The organism is Serratia sp. 25CWL12 (assembly GCF_055790885.1).
This window is the reverse complement of record NZ_CM147698.1, coordinates 1,158,637-1,178,189: the sequence shown is the minus strand read 5'-3', so window position 1 is coordinate 1,178,189 and position 19,553 is coordinate 1,158,637. Positions and strand designations below refer to the sequence as shown.

At 48.9% G+C, this 19,553-nt stretch carries 18 protein-coding genes and 3 pseudogenes; 11 read left to right on the top strand and 10 right to left on the bottom strand.

Annotation, left to right across the window (positions count from 1 at the left end; translation table 11 throughout):
* Positions 1 to 131 precede the first annotated feature (131 nt).
* The 4 genes and pseudogenes from ACX9GV_RS05085 (at position 132) to ACX9GV_RS05070 (ending at position 2,500) form a co-directional block, all read left to right on the top strand.
* Complete coding sequence (locus tag ACX9GV_RS05085) at positions 132 to 518, top strand: ArsC family reductase (RefSeq protein ID WP_473197281.1); 387 nt, start codon at positions 132 to 134, stop codon at positions 516 to 518.
* Positions 515 to 1,641: pseudogene (dapE, locus tag ACX9GV_RS05080) on the top strand (succinyl-diaminopimelate desuccinylase). Before ACX9GV_RS05085 ends, dapE begins: the two are co-directional and overlap by 4 nt.
* Positions 1,638 to 2,312 (top strand): M15 family metallopeptidase, encoded by a 675-nt coding sequence (locus ACX9GV_RS05075; protein ID WP_473197280.1) that lies wholly within the window; start codon positions 1,638 to 1,640, stop codon positions 2,310 to 2,312. The pseudogene dapE and the gene ACX9GV_RS05075 overlap by 4 nt, the downstream one beginning before the upstream one ends.
* Positions 2,313 to 2,314: 2 nt before the next feature.
* Entirely contained in the window at positions 2,315 to 2,500 is a 186-nt protein-coding gene (locus ACX9GV_RS05070; protein ID WP_023492618.1) for a YpfN family protein, read from the top strand.
* A 27-nt stretch (positions 2,501 to 2,527) separates the two neighbouring features.
* On the opposite strand, the gene ypfH is transcribed toward ACX9GV_RS05070, so the two are convergent.
* From ypfH to ACX9GV_RS05055, 3 genes are all read right to left on the bottom strand, one after another.
* Complete coding sequence (ypfH, locus tag ACX9GV_RS05065) at positions 2,528 to 3,220, bottom strand: esterase (RefSeq protein WP_473197279.1); 693 nt, start codon at positions 3,218 to 3,220, stop codon at positions 2,528 to 2,530.
* 594 nt (positions 3,221 to 3,814) lie between these two features.
* Positions 3,815 to 4,168, bottom strand: coding sequence for a hypothetical protein (locus tag ACX9GV_RS05060; RefSeq protein ID WP_473197278.1), 354 nt, complete (start codon positions 4,166 to 4,168; stop codon positions 3,815 to 3,817).
* A 140-nt stretch (positions 4,169 to 4,308) separates the two neighbouring features.
* Positions 4,309 to 4,821, bottom strand: coding sequence for a fimbrial protein (locus ACX9GV_RS05055; RefSeq protein ID WP_473197277.1), 513 nt, complete (start codon positions 4,819 to 4,821; stop codon positions 4,309 to 4,311).
* 401 nt (positions 4,822 to 5,222) lie between these two features.
* Here ACX9GV_RS05055 and ACX9GV_RS05050 point away from each other — a divergent pair.
* Positions 5,223 to 5,856 (top strand): annotated as a pseudogene (locus ACX9GV_RS05050) (IS630 family transposase); the annotation flags it as partial.
* 157 nt (positions 5,857 to 6,013) lie between these two features.
* Here the strand turns inward: ACX9GV_RS05050 and ACX9GV_RS05045 are convergent.
* Together ACX9GV_RS05045 and ACX9GV_RS05040 are read right to left on the bottom strand one after the other, a co-directional pair.
* Positions 6,014 to 8,029: a tRNA(Met) cytidine acetyltransferase TmcA gene (locus ACX9GV_RS05045; protein ID WP_473197276.1), complete on the bottom strand. Its 2,016-nt coding sequence runs from the start codon at positions 8,027 to 8,029 to the stop codon at positions 6,014 to 6,016.
* A 100-nt stretch (positions 8,030 to 8,129) separates the two neighbouring features.
* Positions 8,130 to 8,387 carry a hypothetical protein gene (locus ACX9GV_RS05040; RefSeq protein WP_473197275.1) on the bottom strand — a complete coding sequence of 86 codons (258 nt, stop codon included), beginning with the start codon at positions 8,385 to 8,387 and terminating at the stop codon, positions 8,130 to 8,132.
* A 120-nt stretch (positions 8,388 to 8,507) separates the two neighbouring features.
* Here ACX9GV_RS05040 and ACX9GV_RS05035 point away from each other — a divergent pair, with 120 nt between their 5' ends.
* Entirely contained in the window at positions 8,508 to 9,887 is a 1,380-nt protein-coding gene (locus ACX9GV_RS05035) for an aldehyde dehydrogenase (RefSeq protein WP_473197274.1), read from the top strand.
* Between the two features lie 517 nt (positions 9,888 to 10,404).
* Entirely contained in the window at positions 10,405 to 11,502 is a 1,098-nt protein-coding gene (locus ACX9GV_RS05030; protein ID WP_473195483.1) for an ISAs1 family transposase, read from the top strand.
* Positions 11,503 to 11,593: 91 nt separating this feature from the next.
* Here ACX9GV_RS05030 and purC read toward each other — a convergent pair whose 3' ends face one another.
* The 3 genes and pseudogenes from purC to dapA form a co-directional block, all read right to left on the bottom strand.
* Entirely contained in the window at positions 11,594 to 12,307 is a 714-nt protein-coding gene (gene purC / locus ACX9GV_RS05025; RefSeq protein WP_023489295.1) for a phosphoribosylaminoimidazolesuccinocarboxamide synthase, read from the bottom strand.
* A gap of 217 nt (positions 12,308 to 12,524) precedes the next feature.
* Positions 12,525 to 13,217, bottom strand: a complete 693-nt coding sequence (gene bamC / locus ACX9GV_RS05020) for an outer membrane protein assembly factor BamC (RefSeq protein WP_473197273.1) — start codon at positions 13,215 to 13,217, stop codon at positions 12,525 to 12,527.
* 17 nt (positions 13,218 to 13,234) lie between these two features.
* Positions 13,235 to 14,115, bottom strand: a pseudogene (gene dapA / locus ACX9GV_RS05015) (4-hydroxy-tetrahydrodipicolinate synthase).
* A 109-nt stretch (positions 14,116 to 14,224) separates the two neighbouring features.
* Between dapA and ACX9GV_RS05010 the strand changes: the two are divergent.
* The gene (locus tag ACX9GV_RS05010; protein WP_200874148.1) at positions 14,225 to 14,830 is read left to right on the top strand and encodes a glycine cleavage system transcriptional repressor; all 606 of its coding nucleotides are present in this window, start codon (positions 14,225 to 14,227) and stop codon (positions 14,828 to 14,830) included.
* Positions 14,831 to 14,832: 2 nt separating this feature from the next.
* Entirely contained in the window at positions 14,833 to 15,297 is a 465-nt protein-coding gene (bcp, locus tag ACX9GV_RS05005) for a thioredoxin-dependent thiol peroxidase (RefSeq protein ID WP_023489291.1), read from the top strand.
* A 48-nt stretch (positions 15,298 to 15,345) separates the two neighbouring features.
* Here the strand turns inward: bcp and ACX9GV_RS05000 are convergent, their stop codons facing one another.
* Positions 15,346 to 16,422 (bottom strand): AI-2E family transporter, encoded by a 1,077-nt coding sequence (locus ACX9GV_RS05000; RefSeq protein ID WP_473197272.1) that lies wholly within the window; start codon positions 16,420 to 16,422, stop codon positions 15,346 to 15,348.
* 438 nt (positions 16,423 to 16,860) lie between these two features.
* On the opposite strand from ACX9GV_RS05000, the gene bepA reads away from it, so the two are divergent.
* Together bepA and arsC are read left to right on the top strand one after the other, a co-directional pair.
* Positions 16,861 to 18,330, top strand: a complete 1,470-nt coding sequence (gene bepA, locus ACX9GV_RS04995; protein ID WP_023489289.1) for a beta-barrel assembly-enhancing protease — start codon at positions 16,861 to 16,863, stop codon at positions 18,328 to 18,330.
* A gap of 17 nt (positions 18,331 to 18,347) precedes the next feature.
* Positions 18,348 to 18,701, top strand: coding sequence for an arsenate reductase (glutaredoxin) (gene arsC / locus ACX9GV_RS04990; protein WP_473197271.1), 354 nt, complete (start codon positions 18,348 to 18,350; stop codon positions 18,699 to 18,701).
* A 51-nt stretch (positions 18,702 to 18,752) separates the two neighbouring features.
* Here the strand turns inward: arsC and hda are convergent, their stop codons facing one another.
* The gene (hda, locus tag ACX9GV_RS04985) at positions 18,753 to 19,454 is read right to left on the bottom strand and encodes a DnaA inactivator Hda (RefSeq protein ID WP_037383915.1); all 702 of its coding nucleotides are present in this window, start codon (positions 19,452 to 19,454) and stop codon (positions 18,753 to 18,755) included.
* Positions 19,455 to 19,553: the final 99 nt, after the last annotated feature.

The following is a 19,553-nucleotide window of genomic DNA, read 5'->3' as shown; positions in this document are numbered from 1 at the left end:
TATCTGGATCTCAGCCCCGTTTTACCGCATTATCTTTTATATAACTCAATAGCATAGCTTCTTGACGGGATATGCCGTCACTATCAGCTTGCTTTTCCTTACTGATTCAAAGAGATAGGTAGCACTTTCGCATGGTAGATATGGACTCAAAAAGTTTGTTTACGCTCTATGGCATCAAAAATTGTGACACCATAAAAAAAGCACGCCGCTGGCTGGAAGAACAAGGGGTAGCCTATCAATTTCACGACTACCGTGCAGATGGGCTGAGTGAGCCTCTGCTGCGGGATTTTGTCGCTCGGTTGGGGTGGCAAGCGCTCTTGAATACCCGTGGCACCACCTGGCGCAAGCTGGATGAAGCTCAGCGTAATGGCTGCGATAACGCGGATAGCGCGATTACCATAATGCTGGAACAGCCCGCCATCATTAAACGCCCCCTGCTGGATGATGGTCATGGCCATGCCCTGCTGGGGTTCAGTAGCGAAAGTTATCAACAATTTATTTCCGAGGTTAATGCATGATTTGCCCTGTTATTGAATTAGCGCAACAACTTATTAAGCGCCGATCTCTCAGCCCACATGATGAAGGCTGCCAGGAAATCATGATTTCCCGCCTCAAAGCCAGCGGTTTTACCATAGAACCGATGAACTTCGGTGATACGCAAAATTTTTGGGCCTGGCGTGGTCAAGGCACCACACTGGCATTTGCCGGTCATACTGATGTGGTGCCCTGTGGTGATGAAAAACAGTGGGATAATCCCCCTTTTGAGCCGGTTATTCGTAATGGCATGCTCTATGGCCGTGGTGCCGCTGATATGAAAGGCTCATTGGCTGCCATGGTGGTGGCCGCCGAGCGCTTTGTGGCGGCAAATCCTGATCATCAAGGCCGCCTGGCATTCCTGATCACCTCGGATGAGGAAGCCAGCGCCATCGATGGTACCGTCAAAGTGGTGCAAGCCTTGATGGACCGTGATGAACGTCTTGATTATTGTCTGGTGGGCGAACCCTCCAGTAATAAACAGGTTGGGGATGTGGTAAAAAATGGTCGCCGAGGCTCCATTACCGCTAATCTACAGATCCATGGTATTCAAGGCCATGTCGCCTATCCACATCTGGCAGATAATCCGGTTCATCGCGCGTTACCCGCCCTCAATGAGCTGATTGCCATAGAATGGGATCAGGGCAATGAATTCTTCCCCCCACCAGTATGCAGATTGCCAACATACAAGCAGGTACGGGCAGCAACAACGTGATCCCAGGTGAGATGTCGGTACAATTTAACTTCCGGTTCAGCACTGAAATCACCGACACCATTATCAAACAGCGCGTACACGAGCTGTTGGATCGTCATCAATTGAACTACAGCCTCGACTGGTGGCTGTCGGGTCAGCCATTTTTAACCCAACGTGGCGCGTTGGTGGATGCGGTGGTCAAGGCGGTGGAACATTACGCAGAGATAACCCCCGAGTTATTGACCACCGGCGGAACCTCCGATGGCCGCTTTATTGCCCGAATGGGCGCCCAAGTGGTGGAACTGGGGCCGGTTAATGCCACCATCCACAAAGTGAATGAGTGTGTTAATGCGGCGGACCTTCAATTACTCAGCCGTATGTATCAGCGGATTATGGAGCAGTTAGTCGCATGATTAGCGCAGAGATGATCACCGGGCGCTCGACAGAACATCTGGCAGTACTCAGTGGTCATCATCGCTTGCAACCGGCTGCGGTGGTGGCATTTCAAGCCATGCAACTGGCCGCAAAATCAGCGGGTTTTGATCTGCAACCTGCCAGTACCTTTCGTGACTTCGATCGGCAGTTGGCTATCTGGAACGGCAAGTTCTGTGGTGAGCGGCCGGTCGTGGATCAACAAAGCCAGCCGCTCGATCTCTCGCCACTTTCCACCGCTGAACGTTGCCAAGCCATTTTACACTGGTCTGCACTGCCGGGGGCCAGTCGCCACCACTGGGGCACGGATCTGGATATTTACGATCCATCACTGCTGCCCACAGGACAAAAACTGCGCTTGGAGCCATGGGAATATCAACAAGGTGGTTATTTCTTTCCACTCAATCAGTGGATAACCGCACATATGGCTGAATTTGGTTTTTACCGCCCATTTAGTGGAAATGGCGGCGGGGTTGCCATGGAACCGTGGCATTTGAGTTATCAACCACTGGCACAACAGGCTGAACAGCTATTGACCCCCGAGTTGCTACTGGCGGCCTGGCAAGGTAAAGAGGTTGCAGGGGCATCCTGGCTTGAAAGCCATCTACCCTTGATATTCGCACGTTTTATACACCCACCGAGTGAGGGATAAATATGCATTGGTTAGCGGATTACTGGTGGATTATCCTGATCCTACTGTTTGGCATGATCCTTAATGGGATCAAAGAATTACGCCGTCTTGATCATAAGCAATTTCTGGCCCACAAGCCGGAGGTACCTCCTCATCGGGATAATAATGCCCAATGGGATGATGACGAAGACTGGCCGAAAAAGCCCTAAATGATGGGCGCATAATGCGCCCAACCCTTAATATTTAAAGGCAATCAAATCACCTTTTTTGCCTGACATCGCTTCTTGCCAGTAATGCTGTGGCACGTAGTAATGTAAACGTGACAAAGCATTGTCCATCATCCCCTGGTTGATGCCATGCCCAACACCAGGCTCGATATCCAAAGTCACATCACTGCCCAGCGCCTTTAAACGGGCTTCCGCTGCTTGTGCATGCGCCAGGGCAATCACGCTATCCATTTCGCCATGAACAAGATGAACCACGCTTTCCCCAAAATGGGCATCGGGCAATTGGGCAAAACGACCACTAAAAGCAACCACTCGGCCAGCCAGTTTGGGTTCAGCTTTCATCGCTTCCAGCGACATAATCGCCCCCTGAGAGAACCCGACCAAAGCGGTTGCCGCATTACTCACACCGCTGTGTAATTGCCAATAACGCACCACTTCAATAAACTTTGGCATCACCTCAGCAATACGCTGTAGACGGTTTTCTTCCGTGATCCCTTGAACCGAAAACCACTGGCGGCCATTGCCATTATCACTAACAAATGGGCCACCGATGCTGACCACTAAGGCTTGGGGGAATTCTTTGGTAAAGTAACTGCCGATCTCCCCCATTGCCCTGGGGTTATCCCCCACACCATGAAACAACAAAATCAGTTGCTCCGCCGGTGTAGCAGGACTCTGGACAACAAAATGTTCGTGTTTCATGGTGGCTCCTCAGATTCAATCAATGCCCCTACTTAGCGGCAACTGTCGCTCAATATACTCTGCTGAACCATCGAGAAAATCGGGTTTTATTGAATAACTCGTTCCATTTATTGCAACGATTGTGACCACTGTTGCGAAGCACGAGCGTTATTGAGTGATGGGTAATCGCTTTTTGTCACCAACGGACATCAAACTTCCTTCTGGTCGTTAAAGAGTGGCGATTGTACCGACGTATTTGATAACTTCGAAGCCCATTATTATCACCGCAACCACCAAGTACTCCTAGAGGTTCCCCCTCAAATGATCAGGATCCAGGAAATAGCCTGATAACGACGCTCCATCACTCCCTGTTGGCTGAGCCGTTCACTTGGTGGTCAGTGTAGCTTCCCGCTATTTCACCCCATTGCCATTCAAGATGCGGTTCGAATAGAGATGAGGATAGCCCTTATTTAGGGTTTAGGTAAGGCAGACACTAAGAAGTTGACCCCACTGGTATTTTTACCGTTGTCATCATAGAACGATACCCCCAACATCACGCTGGTAAATTGACCTGCGTTTACTCGTAACATCATCGAGTTGGGCGTTAAAATACCGTTATCGATCATATGCGGATAAGCAGCTATGAGCAGCTGCTGCCGGGCCATTACCTCCCCCACAGTCCCCCCCAACCCCAATATCAGAAATAGACTGCGCAACGCTATTTAAAGCTGGTTTATTAAGACATAAATAAAAGTCACCAGCCGTCCCTCTGGGTATTTCACGTCCTAGGACTTCCCTAGCAAGGGCGAAATCAAATTCAGCATTGACCAAGTAAATACCGACTTTTATTTGCTTATCCTCCTCGGTAACATCGGGATTAACTTCAAAACTGAGCAGAGGATAAATGGTCCTGTCATCTTTACTCCAAGAATGCATTCGTGGATTAGTGATAAACTCATTTGCGTTCATATTATTACTCCTATTGGTTGAAACTTTTATTTTAATGGGTAACGGTAGATATCTTTTATGCTTCAAGTTACTTGGGTATTGGCTCTCCCTGCCTGCACCTTTCACCTAAATACCTGCCTGAAACGGAAAATAGAACGGCATTAGGTGTTGCGATTTAACGCGGCTGTAGCAGGTTTCTTGGTCACGGTACCTTCGGTGCAATATCTCACCGCGAAGTCATGGCTTGCTGTTGTTGCGTCAGCAACCAGGATCAGACCTGCCGCGCCCTTTTGCCCTGTCAGACCGAGTGGAACGGCAGCGTTTACCGGAACAACCAACTCTAAAGAGACATTCTGTACGCTACCGGTATTAGTCAGTCGCTTACCCGCATTCAGGTTGTTACCCACAAATACGGTATCGATGGTCTGTTCCGTGCCAGAGGCAGTACACCCCGTTAAACCAATGGTGAATGCTGTCTGTCCCGCCGTGCTGCCCACAGAACCGAGTGATGCAGATGATACGGTTGGCAACAGGATCAACGGTGCCGATGCATTGCCATTAATACTGACTGCACAGCTCTGGCCTGCAACCTCCCCTTGAAAGTTAATGGTGTTATTTGCCTGCGCTGCTGTGGATAAAAGCAGGCTGGCAGCAATCATGGCGAGTTTGTTCATTTTCAGCTTCGATAGTCCCTTTGAGTTAACTCATTGACGCACGGCTATTCACGTTGTAGCTCTCAGCAGTACAACACGATGTTTCCTATTGATTAATCTCTCCTTAGAGTACTTCCTGAGCATATTTAATCAACATAAAAACCTTAATAACACTATAGTTTAAGAGTAATCCTATTAATTTAATTTTATATAAAGAATTTATATCTAAATTCTTCTGATTTAATGAAATGGTTGATTTATAAATCAATGACGGAGGCGAGATAATGTCTAAAACACCAACAGGAAGGGCGGTTCTAGCAGTAGGAACAAGGGGGGTTATCTACCCATCCCCCTTCAGGCAGCAGAGTAACATACGGGGAATTTGAGAATGCTGATACAGACCCAGCAACGGGCCTGTATGCCTGCATCAGACAACCGTTGACCACCATATCAGCGAGTTCCTGAATAAAGGAAAGCTTAAAACCTGAAAATGGTGGCTCAAACAACAAACTCAGTGCTGAACAAACAGCTCTGTTAATCGCTCAGTTATCCGATAATTTGTTTCACCATATCCATGATATTATTGCGTTTATTGTCCGCGCGTGGAATGTGACTTTCAGCGTTCCAGCAATGAATAACTGGCTGCACCGTAACAGTTTCACTTACAAAAAGCTGTCAGGTATTCCTCATAAATTCAGCGAAGAGAAACAAAGACAATTCATTGAAGATTATGAAGAACTGAAAGAAAAATTAGGCAGTGAGCCAATTATTTTTATTGATGCAGTCCATCCGACTCAGGCCACTAAAATCAGTTATGGCTGGATACGCATGGGCCACAGGAAAGCGGTAAAAACGACGGCTAGCAGTACACGGCTGAACATCATGGGCACGCTGAATCTGCAGTCTCTGGCGACACCACTAATCTGCGAATATAAAACGATAAATGAATATAATTTATATCTTTTTTTCAATGAGATATGAAAAACTCATCCTAATTACGAGCAAAAATCCCATGTTATTCTAGATGGTGCGGGTTATCACCGTTCGCAGCCAGTCCTGTTATTAGGGAAAACGTGCTGAAGGGGTCGTAGCGGCGTGAACCGCCGGAGTGCCCCTCAGTGCGATTGTCCCGAGTATCTCGGACTTAACAAGGATTTCAAGCAACTTGAAGTATCACGGGTATAGTAATGTAAACGCGACAGAGCATGGGCCATCATCCCCTGGTTGATTGTGACCACTGTTGCCAGTCACGGCAGCGCTGTTTGTCCAGCTGTTCCAGAGCCTGCGCAGTCTCTTGCCGAAAACAGCGTAGTAGCGCTTTTTGTCCAGTCAGTCGCTGTTCGGCGATGCATTGCTCAGTGCTGTGCTGTTGTTGTAAATAGCTGCGTAATGCCAAACAAGGGTGTTCTGAGGTCAACAATAAACTCTGCAATGCCGCCAAGCTGGCTTCCAATGGCCGATGCGCAAAAGCAAACCCCGCCAGTTCTCGCCAATCTGCCTCATTTAATAATGGTTCGCTATCATCATCGGCAATATCAAGTGGCAGCGGGTTGCGCTGCCGTAACCAGCGCCAATCCCGGGTGAGTTGCCTATGCGCCGCATCGCACAGGGCTTTCCCTTGCTCACTGATGGGTAACAGCGCCATAGCGGTATGGCAGCCACTGCTGGCCTCCGCTTTATTGCCAATACGGACCAGAATAAAACCGCACGAGTGCCAAAAACGCCATAACGATTCGGTATAACCAAAACTGACAGAAAGAAAATCCAGCCCCTGTGTGCATTGCTGCTGTTGCTCAATCAACCGGGTGCCAATCCCTTGCTGACGTAGTTCAGGTAATACCGCAATACGGCTGATACGGCGTGAGCGTAACATCGGTGCCCACCATTGCCCACTGTGTGCCGCCAAGGATTGCGCCACCAGGTTGCCCCGTGGCCTTCTCCGCCCCGCCCAAACATCATGGGCCAGTTCACTCTCCAGCCCCCCTTCATCCACCAGCCACAACCCGCCAACCACTTCATCTTGCAGAGTGGCAGCACTGAAATGCATCCCCGGTGCATCCATCAGACGTCGTAAATCCAACGGTGAGGTGCGGTAATGTGCGCTGCACAGTAATGCATAGAATCGCCGTAACCGAGCTGGTTCGGCACAGAGTTCTGTCTGTTCAATCGGTTCAATCACCGGCAGTTGCGGGGTTGCTTGCCAGAACGGCTCTTCATTAAACAGTAAGGCGTGGTCGATGATACGCTCTAGCCCATCCCCCATTGCCCAACGCATTGGTTGCTGCAAGCTTAATGGCTGCCATTGCGGTAATGCAGCACAGAACTTCAACAGGAACCCTCGGCCGGTCCCTTCATAGCCCTGTACCGTGGTGGTCAGTAATACACGAGGAAAATAACTGATCAATTGCTGCAACAACGGGCCCGGGATCGCCGCCGCTTCATCCACCAGCAGCCAACCGGCATCAATGGCTGGATTTTGACGGCAATGTTGCAGTAAAGCATCCGGGGACCAAAATTGAGCCCGCCCCTGAGCCCATTGACTGGCAACTTCGGTGGCGCCACGGCTTGGCCCGGTGACCCAGCAACTTAACGGACTCTGGGAGACTAGCATCCCTGCCAACGTGGACTTGCCCCGTCCACGGGCGGCAGTTAATACCCAGATACCGGACTCTGCCGCCAACAAGCGAGTGAGAATCGCCTGCTGTTCGGCGCTAGGGTGCCCTGGTGGTGGTTGCCAATCTTGGCGCGGTGGTAAAGGGGCCAAATGTAATGGCTCATCTTGACGCCAAATCGACACTTCACTGTCAGCCAATAGCTGTTGCTGTAAGTGATGGATAAAATTTGGGGTGGCTATAGGCTGTGAACAATCGGCCCAACGCAGGCTGTCACTATCTTGCTGTTGCGCCCAATGCTGCCAAGATGGCACCAATAATAGTAACCAACTACCGGCACATAAGGCTCCGCAAAGTTGCGCCAATGCTTCTACGTCCAGCCCTGCTGTTGCATCAAAAACGGCATGGCGTCGCTCTTGCCCCAACAAGGTTTTAACGGTGTTGCCAGTCAGTGCTTCAACGCCCAACGGAGCATCATCACTCACCCACAGCACATCTCCCAGAAGCGATGTGGCAAGCTGTTGAGCCTGCTCCCGACACCAGAGCAGCTCGCCACTAATCACCAAGAGCCGCCGGATCCCTTGCCGCTGCATGCATTGTTGCATTGTCTGTAACATTCAAATTCAACCTGAAAATAGCGCTATCGTCGGAAGAGTGACGAATATTATATACCCAAGTGAAATTAAGATGCAGTTAGGTAGCAAAAGGAGTCGGTATTTAGGCTCGCGGGACAGACACATAGCTGGTACCACCAGCACTGAGGGCATTGGTCAGTTTTTTGAGTAATCCCAATTTGACGATCATGGCATCGGTGACTATCAGTATCTTCGAGTAGCCAAAGCCAGCCATGGTCTGCCCCAGATGACCGCTGGATACCGGTTCCACAAGCAGTTTAGGCTGGGTAATGGCAAGGCAATTACCACGCTCAATCCAGAGCGTGAAAAACAGGCCGCATAAACTAATCTGGGGAGACAACAATCTTGGCTCTTACCGCCTACGCCCGGTTATATTATAATCTGTTGAGTTAGCGTCCTTATCAGAGGGAAATCTTAAGGAAATGTCACTACATTCATTACATTAACTGAGAGCCTAATAATGCAAGAGCAAGAGATTGTTTCAATCATCAAAAAACAGCGGGAATACTTTAATAGCGGCATAACACGTGGCTACCAACATCGTGTTGATTGTTTGAATAAACTGAAAGAAGCGTTGAAGCGCTATGAGCATGAATTGCACGCAGCCTTGAAGCAAGATTTGGGCAAATCAGAATTTGAGGCTTTTTTGGCTGAAACTGGCTTTTGTCAGCATGAAATTAGTGAAACTATAAAAAAACTGAAGGTCTGGATGAAGCCAATACGTACTTGGACTTCCTTGCTTTGCCAACCTGGCAGCAGCCAGATTTATCATTCCCCATTGGGGGTTAATCTGATTATAGCACCGTACAATTATCCAGTTAATCTGTCTTTTTCGCCGTTAATTGCAGCGATAGCCGCCGGTAATACTGTAGTGTTAAAAACATCCGAAATGACCCCAGCATGCAGCGCCGTAATCCAGAAAATGCTAGGAGAATACTTCCAGCCACATTATATCGCCTATATTCCGGGCGAGATTGCAGAAACCACTTTGCTGTTACAACAAAAATTCGATCATATTTTCTTTACGGGTAGTCCGCGCGTAGGCAGCATAATTATGGCTGCGGCGGCAAAAAATTTGACTCCGGTAACATTAGAGTTAGGTGGTAAGAGTCCTTGTATAGTGCATCACGATGCGAATTTGGATTTGGCGGTCAAACGGATTTGCAACGGTAAGTTTATGAATGCCGGGCAAACCTGTATTGCGCCGGATTATGTACTGGTGCATCGAGATGTCAAAGACGTCTTTTTACAAAAAATGCTGCAACGTATCCGCGAATGTTATGGCGATGATCCAGAACAAAGTCCTGATTATGGTCGCATCGTCAACGATAGTCATTTCGCCCGCATTTCGGCGATGATAGAACCAGAAAAAGTGGTTATCGGTGGTCAGACCAATAATAAGACAAAATTTATAGCGCCCACTGTGCTGCGTGATTGTCAACTAGATGACAAGGCGATGCAGGACGAAATTTTCGGGCCAGTTTTACCTGTATTAGATTACAGTGATTTTAATGAAGTCTATGACATTATCTCCAAACTGCCCCAGCATCCCCTAGCTTGTTATATTTATTCTTCCAGTGATGCAGTTCAAAACGAATTGATCGAAAATATTCAATTTGGCGGCGGCTGTATTAATAACTGCGTTATGCATATCGCTAATTCCTATTTACCGTTTGGCGGAGTGGGGGAAAGTGGTATCGGAAGTTATCATGGCATTCACGGCTTTAAGCGATTCTCTCATCAGAAAAGTATCCTTAAGTCGAGAACCTGGATTGATCTACCATTACTCTATGCACCTTATAAAGATAAAATAAAATTTTTGCGTTGGATTTTTAAATAATTCTGTTTGGAGGGTTAATGCATAGGGTAAGGTTGTCATTTCCTAACCCATCGTATTTTAGGCAATTTATCCTGTTTTCCGACAGAGTCCGAGCGAGTCAAATATTCAATGTGTTGATTGCCGTGTAAAATCTCCAATTTTGGGTGTGGAAATAGGATGGATAAAGGATTTATCGCGTTAAGGCATTGTCGGGTAATATGCTATTTTTTGATATGACTTTCCCATGCCTTTATACTCTAAATAATTCGAGTTGCATGTAGGCGGAAAATTCGAGAGTCGCCAGAAGCATAGATGACTATGTGACTGGTGCGAACGAATGCAGCTAACACCCATGCAACTTGAAGGATGACGAGTATAACCCGAAATGCCTTTAGTCACCTACATTACCTCATCGATGTTATCGCACAATTAAACCATTGCCCTATATAACCCAGGGCGGGATCGCACTTTGTTAATGAAACTTGAACGGGCAGATCGTCTGTGATCTAATCACGTCTCCATGTAGGAGGCACGCTCGATGACATTGATTGAACACCTTACCCTTGTTGAAGAAACTCGCTCTGACATCAATCGTAAACATGACCTTGTTGACGTCATGTTTCTTGTCATCAGTGCCATCATGAGTGGTGCCGAAGGCTGGCGGGACATAGAGACCTATGGCAATTCAAAGGCCGATTGGCTCCGTCAGTATCGACCTTTTGCCAACGGTATCCCGCGCCGTCACACCATTGCCCGCATTTTGCGCTGCATTGTCATCGATACCCTGCTTGAAGCGTTGCTCTGCTGGGTCAATGAACAGCGTACCCATCAAGGCAAACCCATAATTGCCTTTGACGGCAAGGTGTTACGCGGCTCCTACCGCGGAAATGCCGCCGAAGCTCTGCAACTGGTTACAGCCTACGATACCGAAAATGGTTTGGTTTTAAGCCAGAAAACAACCCCAAATAAGAAAGGGGAACTCGAAACGGTCAAAGAAATGCTGGAAATTCTTGAGCTCAAAGGCGCCGTTGTGACGCTTGATGCCCTGCATTGTCAGCGTGAGACGCTGGAGAAAATTAGCGAGAAGAAGGCGCATGTGGTGGTTCAGGTAAAGAAGAACCAACCGAAGCTGTATCAAGCCGTTCAATCGCAATTTCAGGCACTCTTTGACGCACAGAAAGAGAAGATAATCGTCGAGCACAAAGAGAGTGGTCATGGCCGCCAAGAAGAGCGTTATGTCTTTCAATTAAAATCAAGACTACCGCCTGAGCTGGCGGAGAAATGGCCGACAATCCGCAGCATCATCGCCGTTGAGCGTCACCGTAGCGCCAACGGAAAAGGAACGGTAGAGACCGCCTACTATGTCAGCTCGTTATCCCCCAAACACAAGCTGCTCGGGCACTATATTCGTCAACACTGGCGGATCGAGAACAGCCAGCATTACATTCTTGATGTGGTGTTCAATGAAGATGCCTCCAGAATAGCGATGGAGGATGCGGTCGAGAATATGGCGCTATTCCGGCGGTTTGTTCTGAACATCATAAAGCAGAGCAATTGTGGTGCGCCGAGTCAGAGAAACAAGCTAAAAAAGGCAAGTTGGGATGACAATTATCGGGCCCAGTTATTCTTTGGTTAAATAAAAAGCAAAGTGTGCTCCCGCCCTGCTATATAACCATCGCCATTCAAACTGCAGCGTTGTTACCTGGTGCTTGAATGGCGACAAGCCGTTAGTCTAATTTCACCCCAATACGCCGGGCAACATCTTCATAGGCTTCGATCAGCCCCCCCAAGCTCTGGCGGAAACGATCTTTATCCATTTTATCCAACGTTTTTTTGTCCCACAGGCGGCTACCGTCTGGTGAAAACTCATCCCCCAGCACCACTTCACCTTTGAACAAGCCAAACTCCAGCTTGAAATCCACCAGGATCAGCCCTGCATCATCAAACAGCTTACTCAACACTTCATTGGCCTTGTAGCTCAACTCACGCATCCGAGCCAGATGAGCTTTGCTCGCCCAACCAAACGTTTCGCAATAGGATTCATTAACCATAGGGTCGTGCATCGCATCATTTTTCAGGAACAGATCAAACAGTGGCGGATCCAGCAACAGCCCCTCTTCGATGCCCAGACGTTTCACCAATGAACCTGCGGCACGGTTGCGGATCACACACTCAACCGGGATCATGTCCAGTTTCTGCACCAATACCTCAGTATCGGAAAGCAGGCGCTCCATCTGGGTTGGAATACCGGCTTCTTCTAACTTACTCATGATGAAATGATTAAACTTGTTGTTAATCATTCCTTTGCGATCGAACTGCTCAATGCGCTGACCATCCAGTGCTGATGTATCATTGCGAAATTCCAGCACTAACAGATCCGGGTTTTCAGTGGCATAGACAGTTTTTGCCTTTCCGCGATACAACTCAGCTAGCTTTTGCATCTTAGTGACTCCAATAGGGTTATAGCTTCCAGCCTGTAAACCACAGAGATATAGCGCTGTAGGTGACAACTGGCTGAACATAAAATTGAACAGATAAATACCGTGGCTACCAATAGCCATACCGAGCTTGCTTTAACTGGGTATATTGTGCCAAATCCGTGACGCAAACGATACCGTAGCAACAAAACAAAAAGGGGCCGTAGCCCCTTAATGATGATTATTTGCTATTGGTTTGACTGAAAGCAGCCTGGAATGCCGCCACCAAGGCATCATTCTGCGGCTGTGCCAACGGCTTACCTTTGGCATCAATAAACTGCAAGCTGGTACGGTTATCCAAATCACCCACCTGCAGCTTGTAATCCCCACTTGATAGCCCCGGGTCTGTTACGCCCAAGGCGCGCCAGTCACTGCTACTCAGGGGTTTATAAGTAACCTCTACAGCGCCTTTCGAACGGCTGCGATCATTCACTGTCATCCCCAATTTGGTCAATGCAGGCGGCAAGCGCTCCCACACGACAACATAAGGGGCGCGAACAATCACCACCGGCAAACCGGTATCATCGGTACCACTTTGCACATCCAGCGCACCAGTAGCAGTAGGAGCAACCACACTCGGTCTTTCTACTCCACCAGTCGTCGGAGCCACTCTCTGCGATGGTGGACGAATATCCAGTTGCTTGCCAACATCACCTTTGCGGGTAATGACTGGCACGTCATAGGTACCGGTTTGCACCGGTAAAATCAAACCAGACGGTGCATTCAACGGACTGAGCGGGGCGGTGTTAAGATAGGACTCATCGCCACTGACCTGGCGATTATCACGCTGATCGGAAGAACAAGCCGCCAGTGTCATCATCAACGCCAACCCTACAACTGTTGCTACCGTCGACTTCTGTAATGAATAAGCCATCAAATATCCCTAATAGGTTACAGCAAACCGGCGCTTTTCAACGCACGCTCTACCACAGGACGAGCAGCATCAGTCAACGGAAGCATCGGCAGGCGCATAGTATCTGTTGAGATCAACCCCAATGCTTTACAGGCCCATTTCACCGGAGTCGGACTTGGCTCCACAAACAGGTCCTGATGTAATGGCATCAAGCGCTGGTTCAAACGACGAGCCTCAGCAAAATTGCCCTGTTCCGCCAAATGACAAAGTTGTGCCATTTCCCGCGCAGCCACGTTGGCGGTCACGGAAATAACGCCTCTCCCCCGAGTTGCATAAAGTCCAAAGAGCTGGAATCGTCGCCACTGAGCAGAATAAAGTCTTCATCATCAAGCAATACTTGGATCTGACTCACTCGACTTAAGTTCCCGGTTGCCTCTTTTACCGCCACAATATTTTTGATTTTGGCTAAACGCGCGATCGTCGGCGGCAGCATGTCACAGCCGGTACGTGAGGGCACGTTATAGAGGATTTGAGGTAAATCAGTACTTTCGGCTATCGCTTTAAAGTGCTGGTACAAACCTTCCTGACTCGGTTTGTTGTAATACGGCGTGACCGTCAGACACCCCACGATGCCAGTGTTGCTCAAGCGTTGCGTTAACGAAATCGCCTCGCTGGTGGCATTGGCACCGGTTCCGGCAATCACCGGAATACGCCCTGCAGCCAGTTCCAGCGTCTGCAGCACCACCTCAATGTGCTCGTCATGAGCCAGTGTGGCAGACTCACCCGTTGTTCCTACGGAAACGATCGCCGCAGTCCCACTGGATACATGATAATCAATCAGTTTTTTTAGGCTCGCACGATCGACAGCACCTTTGTCGTTCATCGGCGTCACCAGTGCAACAATACTTCCCGTAAACATTGGCCGTCCCCTCTACAAACAAGTTCCCCATGGTACTTTTGACGACTATGTAAAAGCAAGCAAACAACGTGCGGTAAGCGCTTGGCAGGCAGTTTTTTTTATGTGTACCATGGTAACTCCATTGAACACGACAGGAAGCTGCATTTTGCCTAAGCCAGATGAACACTATCTTGTGATTACCGCACTGGGTGCTGACCGCCCCGGTATCGTCAACACCATCACCCGCCACGTCAGTAGCTGCGGGTGCAATATTGAAGATAGCCGTCTGGCCATGCTGGGTGAAGAGTTCACCTTTATCATGCTGCTTTCAGGCAGTTGGAACGCAATCACCTTGATCGAGTCCACTTTGCCGCAAAAAGGCGCTGAGCTGGATTTATTGATTGTGATGAAGCGCACAAACTCGCAAGAAAGACCACCGATGCCAACCACCGTGTGGGTACAGGTGGAAGTCAAAGACTCCCCGCATATTATTGAGCGTTTTACCGGCCTGTTCAGCGCCTGGCAAATGAACATCGCTGAGCTGGTATCACGCACGCAAGTCACCGAGGGGGGCCTCCCTGCCCAGCTCTATATTCAGATCACCGCTCACAGTACCGGTGTACAAGATGCATCAAATATTGAGCAAGTGTTTTATCGCCTATGTACAGAACTGAATGCACAAGGCAGTATTAGCATTGTGAATTATCCGCAGCATGATGAGAAAGAGGGAGATTAGTGATGAACCCATTGAAAGCCGGTGATATAGCGCCAAAATTTAGTTTAACCGACCAGGATGGGGAGGTTATTAATTTGGCCGACCTCCAGGGACAGCGAGTCCTTGTTTACTTTTACCCTAAAGCTATGACCCCAGGTTGTACCGTGCAAGCCTGTGGTTTACGGGATAACATGGAGGAACTGAAAAAAGCCGGTGTCGAAATCTTCGGCATCAGCACTGATAAGCCAGAAAAGCTGTCACGTTTTGCTGAGAAAGAGTTACTTAATTTCACGCTGTTATCTGACGAGGACCACCAAGTCGCGCAACAGTTTGGCGTTTGGGGTGAGAAAACCTTTATGGGGAAAACCTATGATGGCATCCACCGTATCAGTTTCCTGATTGATGCCAACGGCAAAATTGAAAAAGTGTTTGATGATTTCAAGACCACCAATCATCACGACATTGTTTTAAACTATCTCAAGCAGTAACCCAACCCTGCGCAGCAGTTTAACGACTGCTGCGCTTGATTAACCGTTTTAATTAGCGTTTTCATCCATACCAGCCACCGTATCGTCCGGCCAAGCGTTGATCACTGCCTTGATCAGCGTGGCCAATGGGATGGCGAAGAATACCCCCCAGAACCCCCACAAACCGCCAAAAATAATGATCGAAAGAATGATCACCAGTGGATGCAAATTCACCGCTTCCGAGAACAGAATAGGTACTAACACGTTGCCATCCAACCCCTGCACCACTAAATAAGCGATGATCAACGTCCAGAAGTCTGCACCGATACCCCACTGGAACAGCGCCACCAACACCACCGGAATGGTGACCAGCACGGCTCCAATATAAGGGACCAACACCGAAACCCCCACCAGCACAGCCAATAACAACGAATAACGCATATCCAAAGTAAAGAACACCAGATATGTCACTACCCCTACAATCACCATTTCCAGCACCTTGCCGCGAATATAATTGGTGATCTGCTGGTTCATCTCAATCCATACCTGCCCGGCCAGCCCGCGGTTACGCGGTAACACCTGGCGTACCGCATTAAGCATCTGTTCTTTATCCTTCAACAAGAAAAACACAATCAGGGGAACCAGGATCAGGTAGATAGCCAGGGTCACCAACCCAACTAATGAAGCCAGCGAATATTTCACCACCGAATCGCCCATACCCGACAAGCGGCCACGTATATTGTCCGCCATCATATCGATGATACCCACGTCCACCAAAGCTGGATAACGCTGTGGCAAGGTTACTCCATAGTTGTAGAACTGGTTGAGCATACTCGGCAAGTCCTTCACCAGATTGATGCCCTGCTGCCAAGCTGTGGGGGCCACAACAAACGCCATTAGCAGGGTGATACCACCAAACAGGAACAACACCATACTCGCCGCCCAAGTTCGCGATGCGCCCAAATGCTGTAAATGCGCCGTGGGCCACTCCAACAGGTAGGCCAGCGCGATGGCCACAAACAGTGGCGTCAAAATATCGTGCAGAAAGTAAAGGATGCAAAACCCGACTAGCAAGATAACCAATAACGCTATGGCTTGCGGATCAGTGAAGCGACGACGGTACCACTGTAGTAACATCTCCAACATCAGAGATTGCTCCTTAATTTCATTAATGATTGTGGCGCGTAACTTGTTACTCTACACCCCAGCAGATAGGACCATGGCTATACCCGTCACCAATGAAGCTGCAGCGGTGTTGGCTGCGTTTACTCACCCCAGTCACTTACTTGTGTAAGCTCCTGGAGCTTCGCTCAGTTGCCGCCTACCTGCAACTCCATTGAACTTGGGTATATAGCACTAGGTTACATCTTATAAACGTTTGATTGCTGATTGCGGCTGGCTATGGTGTGATGAACAACACGAGTCAAACTGTTCATCCGCAGAAAGGGCATTTTTGTGAGCCAACACAATTTCGGATCGATTGTACTGGAGAGTGTGGCCCGGAAAAAGAACTCTTATCTAAAGAACTCTTATCTAATGTAAGCGTCTTAGTTAATGACTTATGTTTTGAGGAAATTGCTGACAATGACCACTCGGTTTACCAAAACAGCATTAGCTGTATTGTTGCTCAGTTCACTTTTTACCGCTACACCAACGCCGGTAAAAGCTGAAACCCAAGACCAACTACCTGATATGGGTGTCGCCGCTGGGGGAACACTGACTATTGGTCAGGAACTGATCATGGGCGATTTTTATGTACGCCAATTGCGCGCCAGCGCGCCATTAATCAATGATCCCTTACTGACCCAATATATTAACCAACTGGGTAACCGACTGGTGGCCAATGCGTCTTCGGTGCTCACGCCGTTCCACTTTTTTTTGGTACGTAATGACTCAATAAACGCCTTCGCCTTCTTCGGTGGTAACGTGGTACTGCACTCTGCGCTGTTTCGTGAAACCGACAACGAGAATCAACTGGCTTCGGTGCTGGCGCATGAAATATCTCACGTCACACAACGTCATCTGGCACGAGCCATGGAAGACCAACGGCGTAATGCACCACTCACCTGGGCAGGTGCATTAGGTTCGGTTTTACTGGCGATGGCCAACCCGGCCATGGGCATGGCGGCACTCAGCGGTACAATGGCGGGGACGCAGCAAGGAATTATCAGTTTTACACAATCAAATGAACAAGAAGCTGACCGCATCGGCATTCAGTTACTGCAGCGTTCTGGATTCGATCCGGAAGCAATGCCCGATTTTCTGCAAAAGCTGTCAGACCTCTCGCGTTATTCCTCCAAACCACCGGAAATGCTATTAACCCACCCGCTGCCGGACAGTCGCCTTGCTGATTCCCGTAACCGCGCCAACCAAATGCCGCGTATTGTGGTGCAATCCAGCCAGGACTATCTGTTGGCTAGAGTGCGAACCTTGGGTATGTACAGTGCAGAAGGCTATGGTTTGAACGAAAATATCCTGATGAGCTACAGTCAGGGCAATGTACGGGAACAGCTGGCGGCAAAATACGGCAGAGCTATTCTGTACTACCAAGCGAAAAAGTACGATGAAGCCCGCAATATCCTCCAGCCCCTGCTGGCTGCTGACCCGAAAAACCCCTGGCTGCTGGATCTGATCACCGATATCGATCTGGGTCAGAATAAAGCCCCTCAAGCCATCGCACGCCTGGAAGCCATCAATGCTGCCCAAAGTAAAAACCCTGTGTTATTACTGAACCTGGCTAATGCTTACGTTGAAGGCAAGCAACCGGCGAAGGCCTCACAAATTCTAAACCGCTATACCTTTACCCATCCAAATGACCAAAACGGTTGGGATCTGTTGGCTCAGGCCAGTGCGGCACAAGGGCTACGCGATGAAGAACTGGCTGCCCGGGCTGAGAGTCTGGCACTGGCAGGCCAGTTGGACCAGGCGATCAAGTTGCTCAGTGACGCCAGTGCATTGCAAAAACTCGGGAGTTTGAAACAGGCACGCTATGACGCACGTATCGACCAATTGCGCCAATTGCAGCAAACTTTCCGCCAGTTCCAGCGCTCTTGATTTAAGGAATCATTGAAATGAAAAACATCACTCTCTATCACAACCCGCGTTGTTCCAAGAGCCGAGAAACCTTGACACTGCTGGAACAACAGGGTGTTGAACCGGAAGTGATTCTCTACCTGGAAACGCCCCCTTCAGTGGCTGAGCTGAAAACCCTGTTGCAACAGCTCGGTTTTCGCTCTGCCCGTGAACTGATGCGCAAAAAAGAAGATACCTATCAGGAACTGAAACTCTCCGATGAAACGTTGAGTGAAGAGCAACTACTCGCCGCGATGGTGGCAAACCCTAAATTAATTGAACGTCCAATTGTGGTAAAAGGCAACCAGGCCCGCATCGGCCGCCCACCAGAGCAGGTGTTGGAAATTATTTAACCTCTGTGCCACTCGGCAAACTCTGTTGTGTTGGCGTGTTCAACCGCGCCATCACAAGCTAAAAATTTCTTTCACAAAAGGGATGGTCAGTTTACGTTGTGCGGTGATTGATGCCTGATCAAGCTGATCAAGGGTCATAAACAGCGCACGTATCTCACGATCAAGACGTTTGAGCAGAAAACGCCCCACATCCTCTGGCAGTTCAAAACCTCTCAGTTTGGCACGCAATTGCAGCGCCAGCAGTTTTTCCTCATCAGACAAAGGTTGTAGCTTATAAATTTGCCCCCAGTCGAGGCGAGAAGCTAGGTCCGGTAAACTCAGATTCAGCTGGCGTGGGGGGCGGTCCCCAGTAATCAATAGACGTGTACAGCCGGTTTCCAGAATACGATTATAGAGATTGAAAATCGCCATTTCCCACGCAGGGTCGCCAGCAATGCATTCAATGTTATCAATGCACACCAAGGCCAACTGTTCCATGCCATCAAGCACCTCTGGCACAAAGTAGGCCCGTTTATCCAGTGGCACATAGCCCACCGCCTGGCCACACTGAGAAAGTTGCGCGCAAGCCGCATGTAACAGATGGCTACGCCCACCACCTTCACGTGACCAGAAGTAGATATAGCTACCATGCTCCATATGAAGTGCAGACTGGATCGCCGCTAATAGAGACGAGTTCTCACCCGGATAAAAACTGGTAAAAGTTTCATCATCGGGAAGGAAAAGTGGCAGTGAAAGCTGTGCCGACGTATTCAGAAAAGCACCCCAACCAAGACTGGCAAGAAAACGCCCTCAGTCTAGCACAAAACCGTGACGCTGTTGAACTTCAGCACTGATTTTCAACCAAGGGGAAAA

Coding starts and splice junctions, on each gene's coding strand:
- ACX9GV_RS05085 (WP_473197281.1), top strand. CDS start 132: ATGGTAGATATGGACTCAAAAAGTTTGTTTACGCTCTATGGCATCAAA.
- ACX9GV_RS05075 (WP_473197280.1), top strand. CDS start 1,638: ATGATTAGCGCAGAGATGATCACCGGGCGCTCGACAGAACATCTGGCA.
- ACX9GV_RS05070 (WP_023492618.1), top strand. CDS start 2,315: ATGCATTGGTTAGCGGATTACTGGTGGATTATCCTGATCCTACTGTTT.
- ypfH (WP_473197279.1), bottom strand. CDS start 3,220: ATGAAACACGAACATTTTGTTGTCCAGAGTCCTGCTACACCGGCGGAG.
- ACX9GV_RS05060 (WP_473197278.1), bottom strand. CDS start 4,168: ATGAACGCAAATGAGTTTATCACTAATCCACGAATGCATTCTTGGAGT.
- ACX9GV_RS05055 (WP_473197277.1), bottom strand. CDS start 4,821: ATGAACAAACTCGCCATGATTGCTGCCAGCCTGCTTTTATCCACAGCA.
- ACX9GV_RS05045 (WP_473197276.1), bottom strand. CDS start 8,029: ATGTTACAGACAATGCAACAATGCATGCAGCGGCAAGGGATCCGGCGG.
- ACX9GV_RS05035 (WP_473197274.1), top strand. CDS start 8,508: ATGCAAGAGCAAGAGATTGTTTCAATCATCAAAAAACAGCGGGAATAC.
- ACX9GV_RS05030 (WP_473195483.1), top strand. CDS start 10,405: ATGACATTGATTGAACACCTTACCCTTGTTGAAGAAACTCGCTCTGAC.
- purC (WP_023489295.1), bottom strand. CDS start 12,307: ATGCAAAAGCTAGCTGAGTTGTATCGCGGAAAGGCAAAAACTGTCTAT.
- bamC (WP_473197273.1), bottom strand. CDS start 13,217: ATGGCTTATTCATTACAGAAGTCGACGGTAGCAACAGTTGTAGGGTTG.
- ACX9GV_RS05010 (WP_200874148.1), top strand. CDS start 14,225: ATGGTAACTCCATTGAACACGACAGGAAGCTGCATTTTGCCTAAGCCA.
- bcp (WP_023489291.1), top strand. CDS start 14,833: ATGAACCCATTGAAAGCCGGTGATATAGCGCCAAAATTTAGTTTAACC.
- ACX9GV_RS05000 (WP_473197272.1), bottom strand. CDS start 16,422: ATGTTGGAGATGTTACTACAGTGGTACCGTCGTCGCTTCACTGATCCG.
- bepA (WP_023489289.1), top strand. CDS start 16,861: ATGACCACTCGGTTTACCAAAACAGCATTAGCTGTATTGTTGCTCAGT.
- arsC (WP_473197271.1), top strand. CDS start 18,348: ATGAAAAACATCACTCTCTATCACAACCCGCGTTGTTCCAAGAGCCGA.